General features: G+C 64.1%; 6 protein-coding genes. 1 reads left to right on the top strand and 5 read right to left on the bottom strand.

The features are described from left to right. Positions 1-11: 11 nt before the first annotated feature. The gene (locus tag ORK51_RS14535; protein WP_070425611.1) at positions 12-686 is read left to right on the top strand and encodes a rhomboid family intramembrane serine protease; all 675 of its coding nucleotides are present in this window, start codon (positions 12-14) and stop codon (positions 684-686) included. A gap of 102 nt (positions 687-788) precedes the next feature. On the opposite strand, the gene ORK51_RS14530 is transcribed toward ORK51_RS14535, so the two are convergent. The 5 genes from ORK51_RS14530 to ORK51_RS14510 all read right to left on the bottom strand — a co-directional run bounded on the left by ORK51_RS14530 (position 789) and on the right by ORK51_RS14510 (position 14525). Continuing rightward, positions 789-2801: a M13 family metallopeptidase gene (locus ORK51_RS14530; protein WP_266085374.1), complete on the bottom strand. Its 2013-nt coding sequence runs from the start codon at positions 2799-2801 to the stop codon at positions 789-791. Between the two features lie 143 nt (positions 2802-2944). Continuing rightward, a complete protein-coding gene (locus ORK51_RS14525; RefSeq protein ID WP_174704342.1) occupies positions 2945-5053 on the bottom strand; it encodes a M13 family metallopeptidase in 2109 nt (702 codons plus the stop codon). A gap of 220 nt (positions 5054-5273) precedes the next feature. Continuing rightward, positions 5274-8087 (bottom strand): TonB-dependent receptor plug domain-containing protein, encoded by a 2814-nt coding sequence (locus tag ORK51_RS14520; RefSeq protein ID WP_070427439.1) that lies wholly within the window; start codon positions 8085-8087, stop codon positions 5274-5276. A gap of 408 nt (positions 8088-8495) precedes the next feature. Next, positions 8496-11303, bottom strand: a complete 2808-nt coding sequence (locus ORK51_RS14515) for a TonB-dependent receptor domain-containing protein (RefSeq protein ID WP_266085371.1) — start codon at positions 11301-11303, stop codon at positions 8496-8498. A 420-nt stretch (positions 11304-11723) separates the two neighbouring features. Continuing rightward, complete coding sequence (locus ORK51_RS14510) at positions 11724-14525, bottom strand: TonB-dependent receptor domain-containing protein (protein WP_261997115.1); 2802 nt, start codon at positions 14523-14525, stop codon at positions 11724-11726. Positions 14526-14582: the final 57 nt, after the last annotated feature.

Raw genomic sequence — 14582 nt, 5'->3', positions numbered from 1 at the left:
CGGATGCCCCCATGTTTCCCCGCCTGCCTACCGTCACCAAAGCGTTGCTGATCGCCAACGCCGTGCTGTTCCTGCTGCAGCAGCCGTTCCTGCTCGGCAATGCCACGTTCGAGCCCTTCATGCTGCAGCCCCTGGGCGGCGGCTTCGATCCGTTCTCGCCCGGCGGCAACTTCCAGCCCTGGCAGCTGCTGACCTATGGCTTCCTGCATGGCAGCTTCGGCCATCTGTTCTTCAACATGCTCGCGCTCTTCATGTTCGGCGCGCCGTTGGAACAGACCTGGGGCGAGAAGCGTTTCCTGACCTATTACCTGGTGTGTGTCGCTGGCGCCGGCCTGTGCCAGTTGGTGGTCGGCATGATGCTGGCCGATCCGGCCACGGTGCTGGGTGCCTCCGGTGGTGTGTTCGGCCTGCTGCTGGCCTACGGCATGCTGTTCCCCAACCAGCGGGTGATGCTGCTGTTCCCGCCCATCCCGATGAAGGCGCGCACGTTCGTGATCGTGTTCGGTGCAATGGAGCTGATGCTGGGCGCCACCGGCTGGCAGCCGGGCGTGGCCCATTTCGCCCACCTGGGCGGCATGCTGTTCGGCTGGCTGCTGATCCGCTATTGGCGCGGCCAACCGCCGTTCAAGAACCGGCGACCGCCGGGCCCGCCGAAGCGGCCCAATCATCTGCGCAGCATCAAGTAAGGCAAATAACAGGGACGGAGGTAGTCAATAACCACCTCCGTCCCCGTTAAATGCAAAGGGCGCCCAGTGGGCGCCCTTTTCGTTTCTGCTGTGCAGCGGGGCTCAGCGCCAGACCTTGATCTGGTCGTTGTCCACGCGCTGCATCGGCTGGCCCGGCTTGCAGGTGAACGTGGCACCGAAGGCCGGCAGGTTGGACAGCGGGCCGTTGGTGCGCCAGCGGCCCGGGGCCAGGATGTCCGAGCTCAGGCGCTGGGCGGCGACGTTCGGCGAGAGCTGCTGCGGCCACAGGCTCGCCCAGGCACGGAAGAAGCCCTGCTGTGCGGCCGGCTTGGCGGCCGGCTCAACGGCCTTGTAGGCCTCCCACGCCAGTTCGAGGCCGGCCAGGTCGGCCAGGTTCTCTTCACGGGTGAGTTCACCGTTGACCTTGGCGCCCTTCACGCCCGGGTAGTCATAGCCGCTGTACTGCGCGGCCACGCGGTTGCCGAACAGGGTCCAGGCGGTCTTGTCGGCCGGGGTCCACCAGCTGCGCAGTTCGCCCTTGGCATCCACCAGCGCGCCCTTGGCGTCGATCGCGCGGGTCAGCTCGTGCGCGACCAGCGCGCCGTAGCTGCCGAACAGGTCGGCGGTATCGCCCTTGGCATTGAACACCGGGCCCTGCAGCACGGCGGCGGTGACGATCAGGCGGTTCTGCGCGATGTCGTAGGCCAGGGCCGGCTGCTGCGGCAGCACGTCCCAGCGACGGTCGGCGTTGCCCTTGCCGATGCGCTTCATCTCTTCGCGGTGGCGCCAGGTCGAGGCGATCAGCATGTTGCCGCCAAAGCTGCCACGGCCCATCGGCTGCACGGTGTAGTCCAGATCGCGCAGCGGGGTGCCGATCTCGATCTTCAGCGCGGCCAGCTTGGCCTGCGCTTCGGTCTTGGCCTCATCGCTCATCCAGGTGCTGCGCTTGACCGCATCGATCTGCACTTCGCGGATCTTGTCCACCACCAGCGCCGCCTTGCGACGGTCGTCGGCCGAGAGATGCTTGGCGGCGTACTCGCGGCCGACCATCGGGCCGGCGGCGACGTTGATCGCATCCAGCACCTGCTCCCAGCGTGCCGGCGGCAGGGTCTGGCCACGCATCACGCGGCCGCGGAACTCGAACTCGGCATCGCGGTAGGCCTTGGACAGGTACGGGGCCATCGCATCACCCACGCGCCAGCGCAGGTAGACCTTCCACTGCTCCGGCTTGAGCCGGGTGACCATGCCGTCGAGCTGCTTGAACAGCGCCGGATCGGACAGCGAGACCAGGTCGTCATTGACGCCCTGTGCCTTCAGGAAGGCCTCCAGCTGCAGGTTGCGGTAACGGCTGTTGAGCTCCTTGGTGGAGATCGGCGCGTAGTTGTTGAACGGGTTGTTGATGCCAGCCAGCGACTGCGCATTGCGCGCCAGTTCGGTTTCCAGTGCGATCACCGACTGCGATTCGGCATCGAGCTTGTCCGCCGGGGTACCGGTCAGCGCCAGCACCTGCTTGACGTAGGTGCGGTAGCGCGCCATCAGCGCGACGGTGTCGGCATCGGTACGGGTGTAGAACGCCGGGTCCGGCAGGCCCATGCCGCCCTGCATGAAGTAGCCGATGTGGCGGTCCAGTGCCTTCAGGTCCACGTCCGGGGCGAAGTTGAAGGCCACCGGGATGCCCACCTGATGCAGCGCGGCGATCGAGGCCGGCACGTCCTTGGCCTTCTTGATCGCGTTGATGCGGGTCAGCAGCGGGGCGATCGGGTTGGAGCCATCGGCTTCCACGGCGGCTTCGTCCAGGCCGCTGGCCCAGAAGTCGCCGAGCAGCTTCTGCACGCTGCCCTGCGGCGCGGTCATCGCGCCATCCAGCAGTTCACGCTGCTGCTGGCGTGCGCGGTCGGCCAGCTGGCCCAGTGCGGTGGTGGCACCGGTCTGCGGCACCGGATTGGCTTTCAGCCAGGTCGCATTGGTGGCCTCGTAGAAGTCGCTGCACTGGGCGCTGACGGCCGGCGCACGGGCGGCGGCCTTCTTCTTCGGCGCGGCGTGCGCATCGGGAGCGATGACCAGGGAGGCCAGGCTCAGGCCCAGGGCAATGGCGAGCGGACGGAGGTTGGACATGTAAAGCGAATCCAGCAGGATTGGGATCGCGCGAGTGTACCAAGCAAAGCGAAAAGAGCGTGATGGGTGCCCCCCCGCACCAAAAGCAAAGGCCCGGGTTTCCCCGGGCCTTTGCATGGGTAACGCTCAATAAAGGGCGCTTGTTACCAGATCACGACCTGCTGGTCGCCAGCGCGCACCATTGGCGAGCCGGCCTTGCACTGGAACGCCGCGGCGAAGGTGGGCAGGTTCGACGGGGCACCCATCGCGCGGAACTGCGCCGGGGCATGCGGGTCGGTCGCCAGACGGACCTTCATGTTCTCCGGGGTGTACTTGGTGCGCCACACGGTGGCCCAGTTGAAGAAGAAGCGCTGGTCACGGGTGAAGCCGTCGACCTTCGGATCTTCCTTGCCGGCCGAGGCCTTCTGCAGGGCGTCGTAGGCGGTGGCCAGGCCACCCAGGTCGGCGATGTTCTCGCCCAGGGTCAGCTTGCCGTTGACCGGCTGGCCGTCCACCTTGTAACCGTCGAACTGCTTGATCAGCTTGCCGGTCAGGCCGCTGAAGTTCTTGGTGTCCGCCTCGGTCCACCAGTTCTCGAAGTTGCCGGTCGGCCCGAAGCGGCTGCCCTGGTCGTCGTAACCGTGGGTCATTTCGTGGCCGATCACCGCACCGATGCCGCCGTAGTTCAGCGCGTCATCGGCCTTGGGGTCGAAGAACGGCGGCTGCAGGATGGCGGCCGGGAACACGATCTCGTTCTGCAGCGGGTTGTAGTAGGCATTGACCGTCTGCGGGGTCATGCCCCACTCGGTCTTGTCCACCGGCTGGCCGATCTTGGACAGCGCGAACTTGTAGTTGAACGCGTTGGCAGCGCGGACGTTGCCCAGGTAGCTGTCGCGGCCGGTGGTCAGGCCGCTCCAGTCACGCCACTTGTCCGGGTAGCCGATCTTCGGGGTGAAGGTTTCCCACTTGGCGATGGCCTTGGCCTTGGTCTCATCGCTCATCCAGGTCAGGCCCTGGATGCGCTCCTTGAGGGCGGCGGCCAGGTTTTTGACCAGTTCTTCCATCTTGGCCTTGGCTTCGGGCGAGAAGGCGACCTTCACGTACAGCTGGCCGAAGGCGTCGCCGGCATCGTTTTCGATGGTGCCCAGCACGCGCTTCCAGCGCGGCTTCTGCTCCTTCTGACCGTTCAGGGTCTTGCCGTAGAAGTTGTAGTTCTCATTGACGAAGGCATCGGCCAGGTACGGCGAGGCGCTGTCCACGGTGTGGAAGCGCAGGTAGGCACGCCACACCGACGGATCGGTATCGCCCAGTGCCTTGCTCACTTCCTGGTGGAAGCTGGGCATGGCCAGCGAGAACTTCTCCGGGGCGGCGATGCCCTGGGCCTTGAAGAATTCGGTCCAGCTGAAGTTCGGGGTCAGCTTGTCCGCGTCGGCCACGGTGACCGGGTTGTAGAACAGCGAGACATCGCGCGAGAGCTCGACGCTGGACTTGGACGCCTTGGCCAGGCGCGTTTCGAACTTGACCACATCGGCGGCCTGCTTCTCAGCGTCGGCCGTGGCCACGCCGGCCAGTTCCAGCACCTTGGCCACGTGGGCCTGGTAAGCCTTGAGCTTGTCGGCGTTCTTGGCGTCGGTGTAATAGGTGGTGTCCGGCAGGCCCAGGCCGCCCTGGCTGGCGTAGGCCAGGTTCATGCTGGAATTCTTGAAGTCCGCTTCCGGACCGAAGCCGAACAGCACGTTCTCGCCCTTGGCGGCGCTGGTGCGCAGGTAGTTGGCGATCGCGTCCTTGTCCTGCAGGCCGTCAATGGCGGCCAGGTCGGCCTTGATCGGCTCGATGCCCTGGGCGTTGATCTTGGCCTCGTCCATGCCGGTGGCCCAGAAATCGCCGACGATCTTCTCGATGCCGGCCGGGTTCTTGACCGCCGCGACCTGCTCGGCGAGCTGGTGCTGCACGGCGACCGAGCGCTCGTCCAGGATGGTGAAGGCGCCCCAGCTGGTGCGGTCGGCCGGGATCTCATTGGCGGCCAGCCACTTGCTGTTGACGTAGTCACCGAACGCGCCACAGGCGTCCATGCTGGTGTCCAGGTCGGACGGGTGGAAGGCGTTGTAGGCCGGCAGCTTGCTCTCGTCGAGCTTGTACTCGGTGGCGGCCGGGGCCGCCGGCGCGGCGGTGGAGGCTGCGCTGTCCGTGGCCGGGGTTTCGTTCTTGCCGCAGCCGACCAGCGCGGCCGAAACGGCCAGGGTCAGCAGTACCAGTTTGGGTGTACGTGCGATCACGTGATTGGCCTCCAGGCCGGAAAAGTCGTGCAGGAATGGCCCCGAAGAGCCTGTGGGCCAGACGATACGCCGCCGGCCCGGCCTGCAAGGGTGTCGAAGGTCATGGCCGATGGCAAGAGGCCTGATCCGGTCAACTGCGGACGTGGCCCCGCCCGGCAGCGGCCATGGAAAAGCCCCGCCTTGCGGCGGGGCCTGGGGGTGTCATCCCGGGTTTGGCTCAGTTGGTCTTGGTGCCGAAATCGTACTTGGCCTGCACATACACCGCGCGTCCGTACGGGTTGTAGATGCTGCTGTTGTACGGCGAGGCGATGTTGCCGGCGTAGCTGTGGGCCTGGCCGTCGGGCATCTTGTTGAAGACGTTGTTGACCATCAGCGACAGGGTCAGGTTGTCCAGCGCCCGGTAGTTCACACTCAGGTTGTAGGTGGTGTAAGAGCCCCACTTGCCGGCTTTGTAACCGGACGGGTGGACGTAGTCGAAGCTCTCGCCCAGGTAGGACATGTAGTTCGGCGTCTTGCCGATGTAGTTGAAGTACAGCGTGGTGGTCCAGCGGTCCTTGGCCCAGCCCACCGAACCATCGGTACGGACCTTGGCGTAGGCGTCGTAGTACCACATCGCATACGGGTCGCGCAGCAGATCCAGATAGTCGTCGCCCGGCTGCGGCTGCAGCTCGCGCTTGAGGATGTTGGTGTAGTTGCTGGCGAACTGCAGCGAGCCGAAGCGGCCGATGTCCTGCACGTACTTGAAGCTGGCCGTCAGGGCCTGCAGGTTCTGGCGCGCGACGTTGAGCTTGGGCGTGAAGATCTGCTCGATGTTGCCGGCCGCATCGCGGGTGATCCAGTCAGCGACGTTCTCGCAGCTGGCCGAGGTCGGGTTGCCCTGGCCATTGCGGCAGTAGTACTCCGCGCGCAGCAGCTGGTCCGAGCTCAGGGTGTCGACTTCGTTGTCGATCTTCCAGTTGTAGTAGTCGACCGAGACCGAGAGGTTGTTCATCGGCGCCCAGACCACGCCGGCGTTCCAGACATCGGCGGTGATCGGTTCCAGCTCCGTGTTGCCCGCCTGCACGCCGAACACCGACTCGTTGCCGTACGGGCAGGCGAGGGTATCGGCCGGGGCATAGCCGAGCTGGCCGCAACGGTAGTAGTCGACCGCGCCGTTGGCGTAATACCCGCTCTCGCCCTGGAAGGCGTCGGGCAGGGTCGGCGCACGGAACGCGGTGCCGTACTTGCCACGGAACAGCAGGCTTTCGATCGGACGGAACTCCACGCCGACGCTGTAGGTGGCCTTGTCGACGGTGTTGTCTGCGATCTTGTAGGCGTCGTAGCGACCCGAGCCGGTCACGGTGAGCGAGTCGATCAGCGGCAGGCGCAGTTCGGAGGTCACCGCGTAGTTGCTGCGATGGCCATTACCGGCCACCGAGGTGGTGCCCCACACGCTGCCATCCATCAAGCGCTCGTCCGGGCGGTAATCCCAGCCTTCGCTGCCGGCTTCGGCGACCACGGCAAAGCCTGCATCGCCACCGGGCAAGGTGAACAGCGAGCCGTTGGTGAGCTGGAAGCGGCCCAGGTTCTGCCAGGTCTTGCTCTGGTTGTAGGTGTAGCCGGTGAAGGTCTGGAAATCGCCGGCTGGCAGCTGCGAATAGAACGCGCCCCAGTTCGGGCTGTAGATGTTGTAGCCGTCATCGGTGGTACCCAGCACCGGGCCGAGCACGCGGTTCTCGAAGTAGCTGTCGATGTCATCGGCCCAGCGCACGAAGCCGCGCTCGGTCAGCTTGTATTCGCCGCGGCTGAAGCTGGCGCTGTAATCCCAGTTGCCGAACGTGCCACGCCCGCCCAGGGTGACCTGGTAGGCCTTGTTGCGGTCGGTGTTGAGGATGTCCTTGTAGCCGTTCGGCCCGATGTCCTCCGGCGCGAACGCGCGCTGCAGGTTCATGTACTGATCGGTGTCCTGGTCATAGAACGCGCCGAAGCTCAGGTCGCTGCCCCAGAACGTATACCCCGAACCCGGCGTGTACTTGACCTCTTCCAGGCTGTACAGCGCATCGGCGAACAGGGTGAAGTTGTCGTTCACATCGAACGTCATCGAGCTGTAGAACTGGCTGCTCTCCTTGTCGTTCTTCAGCGTGCGGTAGCCGGCGCCGTAGGCCGAGCCGCAGGACTCGCCGGCCGCGCGCGTGCCCAGCACGGTGGTGCCGCCGAACTGACCGGCGACGCTGGCGCAACGGGTCGGGTCCATCATCACGAACGCGTTGTTGTCGGCGGGCAGATAGACCAGAAAATCGTTGGCCGGCACCTGCGCGCTGTAGCCGACGCGGTTGTTGGTGCGGGTCAGGTCGCGCTGGTAGCCCCAGATCGGGTTGCTCTTTTCGTACTGCACGTTGACCAGTGCATTGAAGCGGTCATCGGCGCTGTTGAAGCCCCTGGCGCCGCTGACGCGGATGTTGTTGCCGCCGCCTTCGGTGGTGGCGCCGCCGCGGACATTGAGCACGCCGCCATCCATGCGCTCCTTGAGGATGATGTTGACCACGCCGGCGATGGCGTCAGAGCCGTACAGCGAGGACTGGCCGCCGGGCAGGATCTCGATGCGCTCGACGATGTCGATCGGAATGCCGCTGAGGTTGTTGAACGCGTCGCTGCCGTTGTACAGCGCCGGGTACTGCAGCATCGGCCGGCCGTTGATCAGGTATTTGGTGTAGCCCGGGTCCAGGCCGAACATGCCGGCCGCTTCGGCACCCTGGGTGAAGGAGGCGGCGGTCTGGCCGCCCTGCAGGCCGCCGGTGGTCAGCGAAGACTGCTGCAGCACCTCGGAGATACTGGTGAAGCCGCGGGTCTGGATGTCCTCGGCGGTGACGGTCAGCACCGGTGTGTGGTTCTCGATCTCGGTCTGCGGGATCAAGGACCCGGTGACGGTGACGCGGTCGAGATTGGTGGCGGCGTTGTCCTGTGCGAAGACGGTGGCGCTGGTGAGCAGCAGGCCGGTGAGGACGGCGGCGACAAGCGGATGACGCGAGATCGAATTACCTTGGCGAGACATGTGCAACCCCATGTAGTGGTGATGTCGTGGCTTGCCCTTCCGTGGGACCTCTTGATTGCGTGCAACAACGATCCGGTATCAGGCCTGCATGGCCGTCCTTGGGTGTTTCATTCTGCGTTCAGTCGGTACCGGCGTGCCGCGAACGTAACACGCGCTTAACGTGAAATACGCTGAATGGGCTCGGCCTGTCTGCGGCGAAGGCGAGGCGTTGTTGAAATATCTTCAAAAACAATGGGCTGGATGAACATGAAACTTTATTCATATTGCGCCGCGGCCTGGCTGCTGAACAGGGAGGTGATTAACAAGTGGGATTAAACCGGTAATCGCATTCCGAATGTACGATGCCGCATGAAAAAAGCCCCGCCTTTCGGCGGGGCTTTCTGGTGTCAGTGCTGAGTGGCTATCGTGTTACTTCCCGCCAAATTCATACTTGGCCTGCACATACACGGCCCGGCCGTAGATGTTGTAGAAGTAATTGTTGTAAGGCGTACCGGAGGTGCCCGGGTAGTTGCTCGCCTGGTTGTCGGGCATCTTGTTGAACACATTGTTGACCATGACCGAGAAGGTCATGTTCTCCGCTGCCCGGTAGTTCACGCTCAGGTTATAGGTGGTGTACGAACCCCACTTGCCAGCCTTGGCGCCCGAGGGGTGCACGTAGTCGTAGCCGTTGCCGGCGTAAGCCAGGTAGTTCGGGGTCTTGCCGACATAGTTGAAGTACAGCGTGGTGGTCCACTTGTCCAAGGCCCAGGCCAGCGAACCATCGGCGCGCACCTTGGCGTAGGAGTCGTAGATCCACATGTTGTACGGATCGCGCAGCAGGTCCAGGTATTCATCGCCCGGCTGCGGCTGCAGCTCGCGCTTGATCATGTTGGTGTAGTTGGTGGAGAACTGCAGTGCACCGAAACGACCCAGTTCCTGCACGTACTTGGCACTGGCGGTGATGGCCTGCAGGTTCTGGCTGGCCACGTTCATCTTCGGGGTGTAGATCTCGTCCAGAACGCCGGACGCATCACGGGTGATCCACTCGTTGACATTGTCGCAGCTGGCCGAGGTGTTGTTGACCAGGCCGTTGCGGCAGTAGTACTCGGCCAGCAGCAGCTGGTCCGAGCTCAGCGTGTCGACTTCGTTCTTGATCTTCCAGTTGTAGTAATCGACCGAGAAGGACAGGTTGCTCAACGGTGCCCAGACCACGCCGGCATTCCACACATCGGCGGTGATCGGTTCCAGGTCCGGGTTGCCGGCACGCTGGCCGAACACCGAGACGCTGTCATAGGCGCAGCCGGTGGTATCGGTCGGCGCATAGCCGAGCTGGCCGCAGCGGTAGTAGTCGGTGGAGCCGTTGGCGTAGTAGCCGCTCAGGCCCTGGAACGCATCGGACAGGCTGGGCGCGCGGAACGCGGTGCCGTACTTGCCGCGGAACAGCAGGCTCTCGATCGGACGGAACTCGACGCCGACACTGTAGGTTGCCTTGTCGACGGTGCTGTCACCGATCTTGAAGGCGTCATAGCGGCCCGAACCGGTGACGGTCAGCGAATCGAGCAGCGGCAGGCGCAGCTCGGAGGTCAGCGAGTAGTTGCTGCGATGGCCTGCACCGGCGACCGCGGTGGTGCCCCATACGCTGCCGTCCATCAGGCGCTCGTCGGGGGTGTAATCCCAGCCTTCGCTGCCGGCTTCGGCAACGACGGCGAAACCGGCATCACCGCCGGGCAGCGAGAACAGCGTGCCGTTGGTGAGCTGGAAACGGCCCAGGTTCTGCCACGTGCGGCTCTGGCTCTCCGTGTAACCGGTGAAGGTGGCGAAGTCGCCGGCCGGGATCGGCGCATAGAAGGCGTCCCAGTTCGGCGCGAACACTGCGTAGCCGTTGCGGGTGCCCAACTGCGGGCCCAGTACGTGCTCTTCGAAGTAGTTGTTGATCGGATCGGCCCAGCGCACGAAATTGCGCTCGGTCAGCTTGTACTCGCCGCGGGTGAAGCTGGCGCTGTAATCCCAGTTGCCCAGCGTGCCGCGGCCACCCAGGGTCACCTGGTAAGCCTTGTTGCGGTCGGTGTTGAGGATGTCCTTGTAGCCGTTGGCGCTGATGTCTTCCGGGGCGAACGCGCGCTGCAGGTTCATCCACTGGCCGCTGGTCTGGTCCCAGAAGCGACCGTAACCGGAGGCCGTGCCCCACCAGGTGTAGTTGGAGCCGGTGGCGTACTTCACGTCCTCATAGCTGTACAGCACGTCGCCGAACAGCTGCAGGCTGTCACTGGCATCGAAGGTGAACGAGCTGTAGACCTGCGCGCTGTCCTTGCCGTTCTTGACGGTCTTGTAGCCCGGGCTGTAGATCGAGCCGCAGGACTGGCCGGCCGCACGCGTGCCGAGCACGGTGGTACCACCGAACTGGCCGGCGACGTTGGCGCACAGGTTCGGATCCATCATCAGGTAGGCGTTGCCGGCCGCCGGATTGACGACCAGGAAGTCATTGGTCGGCACCTGGGCGGTGTAGCCCTTGCTATTGGTCGTCTTGGTGACGTCGCGCTGGTAGCCCCAGATCGGATTGCTCGACTCGAACTGGGCATTGACCAGCACGTTGAGGCGATCGTCGGCGCTGTTGAAGCCGGTCGCGCCGCTGACGCGGAAGGTGCTGCCGCCGCCTTCGGTGTAGGTGCCGCCGCGCACGTTGAGCACGCTGCCGTCCATCCGCTCTTTCAGGATGATGTTGACCACGCCGGCGATCGCATCCGAGCCGTACAGGGAGGACTGGCCACCAGGCAGGATCTCGATGCGCTCGACGATGTCGATCGGGATGCCGCTGATGTTGTTGAACGTATCGCCGCCGTTGTACAGGGCGGGGTAGGACAGCATGGGCCGGCCGTTGATCAGGTACTTGGTGTAGCTCGGGCTCAGGCCGAACATGCCGGCCGCTTCAGCGCCCTGGGTGAACGAGGCGGAGGTCTGGCCGCCCTGCAGGCCGCCGGTGGTCAGCGAGGACTGCTGCAGCACATCGGCCACGCTGGTGAAGCCGCGGGTCTGGATGTCTTCGGCGGTGATGGTCACCACCGGGGTATGGGTTTCAATCTCGGTCTGCGGGATCAGCGAACCGGTGACGGTGACCTTGTCCAGGTTGGTGGTACCGGTGTCCTGGGCAAAGGCGGTGACGGCGCTGGTCAGCAGCATGCCGGTCAGTACGGCGGCGGTCAGCGGGTGGCGAGACAGAGTGGAGCTGTGGCGAGACATGGGCATCCCCGAGTGCGGTGTCGACGTGGGTAGGGCCGTCCATGGAAGCGATCACTTTGCGTGTGAAGCTTTCCGTGCTTCGTCATCGAACGTAACACGGGCTTAACGATGCTTACACGGCTCAGTCACATAGCCATTGGCCACAAGGCTGGAGATTCAATAAAAAGTGTTTGAAAATCAGTCGTGTATGAAAATGTAACAATTTGTAACAACGGGTTTGATGACGCAGTGCTGAATGGTGGTGGTTGAAAACGATCACTGCTTCCACGGTCGTCGTCTCGGTTTCGCCTCCTCTTTCGCGCCGGTGGCGGCGCGGGTGACGTGGCAGCCCCGCAAACGCGAAACGCCCCTTTCGGGGCGTTCCGGATGGCGAACCGGCAGGGCAGGGCCCTGCACGGTCGCCGGTGTGGCCTGCGGCGGTTACTTGCCGAAGTCGTACTTGGCCTGGACGTACACGGCACGGCCGTACGCGTTGTACAGGCCGGTGTTGTACGGCGCACCCGAGGTGCCCAGGTAGCTGTAAGCCTGGCCGTCGGGCATCTTGTTGAACACGTTGTTGACCATCACCGACAGCGTCAGGTCCTCCTGGGCGCGATAGTTCACGCTCAGGTTGTACGTGGTGTACGAGCCCCACTTGCCTGCCGCCTTGCCCGATGCCGGGTGGACGTAGTCATAGCCGTTGATGCCGGCCAGGTAGTTCGGGGTCTTGCCGATGTAGTTCGCGTACAGCGTGGTGGTGAACTTGTCGACCGACCAGCCAACGGAGGCATCGCTGCGGACCTTGGCGAAGTTGTCGTAGTTCCACATCGCGATCGGGTTGCCCAGCAGATCCTGGAACTCCTCACCCGGCTGCGACTGCACTTCACGCTTGAGCATGTTGGTGTAGTTGGCCGAGAACTGCAGCGAGCCGAAGCGGCCGATGTCCTGCAGATACTTGAAGCCGACCGTCACGGCCTGCAGGTTCTGGCGAGCCACGTTCATCTTCGGGGTGTACAGGCTGCTCAGGTTGCCGGCGGCGTCGCGCACGACCCAGTCGGCCACGTTCTGGCAGCTGGCCGAAGAGCCGTTGGGCAGGCCGTTGCGGCAGTAGTACTCGGCCAGCAGAAGCTGGTCGGTGCTGGCCGTATCGACTTCGTTCTCGATCTTCCAGTTGTAGTAGTCGGCCGAGATGGAGAGGTTCGCCATCGGTGCCCAGACCACGCCTGCATTCCAGACATCGGCCGTGATCGGCTCCAGGTCCGGGTTGCCGGCGCGCTCGGAGTACACCGAGACGTTGTCGTGGTAACGGCAGTCGGCGGTGTTGCCCGGTGCATAGCCCAGGGTGCCGCAACGGTAGTAGTCGGTCGAGTTGGCCGCGTAGTACCCGCTCTTGCCCTGGAAGGCATCGGACAGGGTCGGTGCGCGGAACGCAGTGCCGTACTTGCCGCGGAACAGCAGGCTGTCGATCGGACGGTATTCCAGGCCCAGGCTGTAGGTGGCCTTGTCGACGGTGTTGTCGGCGATCTTGAACGCGTCATAGCGACCCGAAGCGGTCACCGTGACCTGCTCCAGCACCGGCATGCGCAGTTCGGAGGTCACCGCATAATTGCTGCGGTGGCCATTGCCGGCCACGGCCGAGGAGCCCCACACCTGGCCGTCCAGCAGGCGCTGGTCGGGGGAGTAGTCCCAGCCTTCGCTGCCACCTTCAACCACCACGGCGAAGCCGGCATCGCCGCCCGGCAGCGAGAACAGCGAGCCGTTGGTGATCTGCACGCGGCCCAGGTTCTGCCAGGTACGGCTGCGGTTGGTCGCGTAGCCGGTGAAGCTGGCGAAATCTTCCGGCGAGATCGGCGAGTAGAACGCGTCGTAGTTCGGGTTGTAGATGCCCCAGCCGTCGGCCGTGGTGCCCAACTGCGGGCCCAGCACGTGTTCGGCGAAGTAGTTGTTGATCGGGTCCTTCCAACGCATGAACTTGTTTTCGGTGAGCTTGTACTCACCGCGGGTGAAGCTGGCGCTGTAGTCCCAGTTGCCGGCCATGCCCTTCGCGCCCAGGGTCACCTGGTAGGAGCGGCTCTCGTCACTGTTGAGGACGTCGTTGTAGCCCTGGCCACCGATGTCTTCCGGGGCGAACGCGCGCTGCAGGTTCACTACCTTGCCCGAGGACTGGTCGTAGAAGCCGCCCATGCCGCTCTTGGTGCCCCACCACAGGTAGCTCGAACCGGAGGTGTACTCGGTCTTTTCCTTGCTGTACAGCACGTCGGCGAACAGCTGCAGGTTGTCGTTGACGTCGAAGGTCATCGCCGAATAGAACTGGCCGCTGTCCTTGCCGTTCTTGAGCGTCTTGTAGCCGGCGCCGAAGTAGGTGCCGCACGACTGGCCGGTCGGGCGGGTGCCCAGCACGGTGGTGCCACCGAACTGGCTGGCCACGTTGGCGCAGTTGTTCGGGTCCATCATGTACAGGCGGTTGGTATCGGCGTCGATGACGGCGAAATCGTTGCTCGGCAGCTGCGCGGTGTAGCCGTTGGCATTGGTGGTGCGGGTCAGGTCGCGCTGGTAGCCCCAGATCGGGTTGCTCGACTCGATCTGCACGTTGACCAGTGCGTTGAAGCGGTCATCGAACGCGCTGAAACCGTGCGCGCCGCTGAAGCGAACGCTGTTGCCGCCACCTTCGGTGTAGGTGCCGCCGCGCACGGAGATGCTGCCACCGTCCATGCGTTCCTTGAGGATGATGTTGACCACGCCGGCGATGGCGTCCGAACCGTACAGCGACGACTGGCCGCCCGGCAGGACTTCAATGCGCTCGACGATGTCGATCGGAATGCCGCTGATGTTGTTGAACGTATCGCCGCCGTTGTACAGCGCCGGATACGACATCATCGGACGGCCGTTGATCAGGTACTTGGTGTAACCCGGGTTCAGGCCGAACATGCCCGAGGCTTCCGCGCCCTGGGTGAAGGACGCCGAGGTCTGGCCGCCCTGGAGGCCGCCGGTGGTCAGCGAGGACTGCTGGAGGACTTCGGCCACGCTGGTGAAGCCGCGGGTCTGGATGTCCTGCGCGGTGATGGACATCACCGGCGTCTGGGTTTCGATATCGGTCTGCGGAATCAGCGAGCCGGTGACGGTGACTTTGTCCAGCGTCGTGGCTTTATCCTGTGCCATGGCCGGAGCGGCTGCGGTGGCGATCAGGGCGGAGAACAGTGCAGCGGCGAGCGTGTTGCGACGTGCGGTGGTGCTGTAATTCATTGATAGTCCATAGAACAAAACAGAAAGCACTGACGCCAATGATTCCCTCCCGGAACG

Source organism: Stenotrophomonas sp. RIT-551, from assembly GCF_026241915.1.
Taxonomy (GTDB): Bacteria; Pseudomonadota; Gammaproteobacteria; order Xanthomonadales; family Xanthomonadaceae; genus Stenotrophomonas; species Stenotrophomonas bentonitica_A.
This window is presented reverse-complemented; position numbering and strand designations above follow the sequence as displayed.

Bases quoted from the DNA above. Each gene is read 5' to 3' on its own strand.
- ORK51_RS14535 (WP_070425611.1), top strand. From the start codon at position 12: ATGTTTCCCCGCCTGCCTACCGTCACCAAAGCGTTGCTGATCGCCAAC.
- ORK51_RS14530 (WP_266085374.1), bottom strand. From the start codon at position 2,801: ATGTCCAACCTCCGTCCGCTCGCCATTGCCCTGGGCCTGAGCCTGGCC.
- ORK51_RS14520 (WP_070427439.1), bottom strand. From the start codon at position 8,087: ATGTCTCGCCAAGGTAATTCGATCTCGCGTCATCCGCTTGTCGCCGCC.
- ORK51_RS14515 (WP_266085371.1), bottom strand. From the start codon at position 11,303: ATGTCTCGCCACAGCTCCACTCTGTCTCGCCACCCGCTGACCGCCGCC.
- ORK51_RS14510 (WP_261997115.1), bottom strand. From the start codon at position 14,525: ATGAATTACAGCACCACCGCACGTCGCAACACGCTCGCCGCTGCACTG.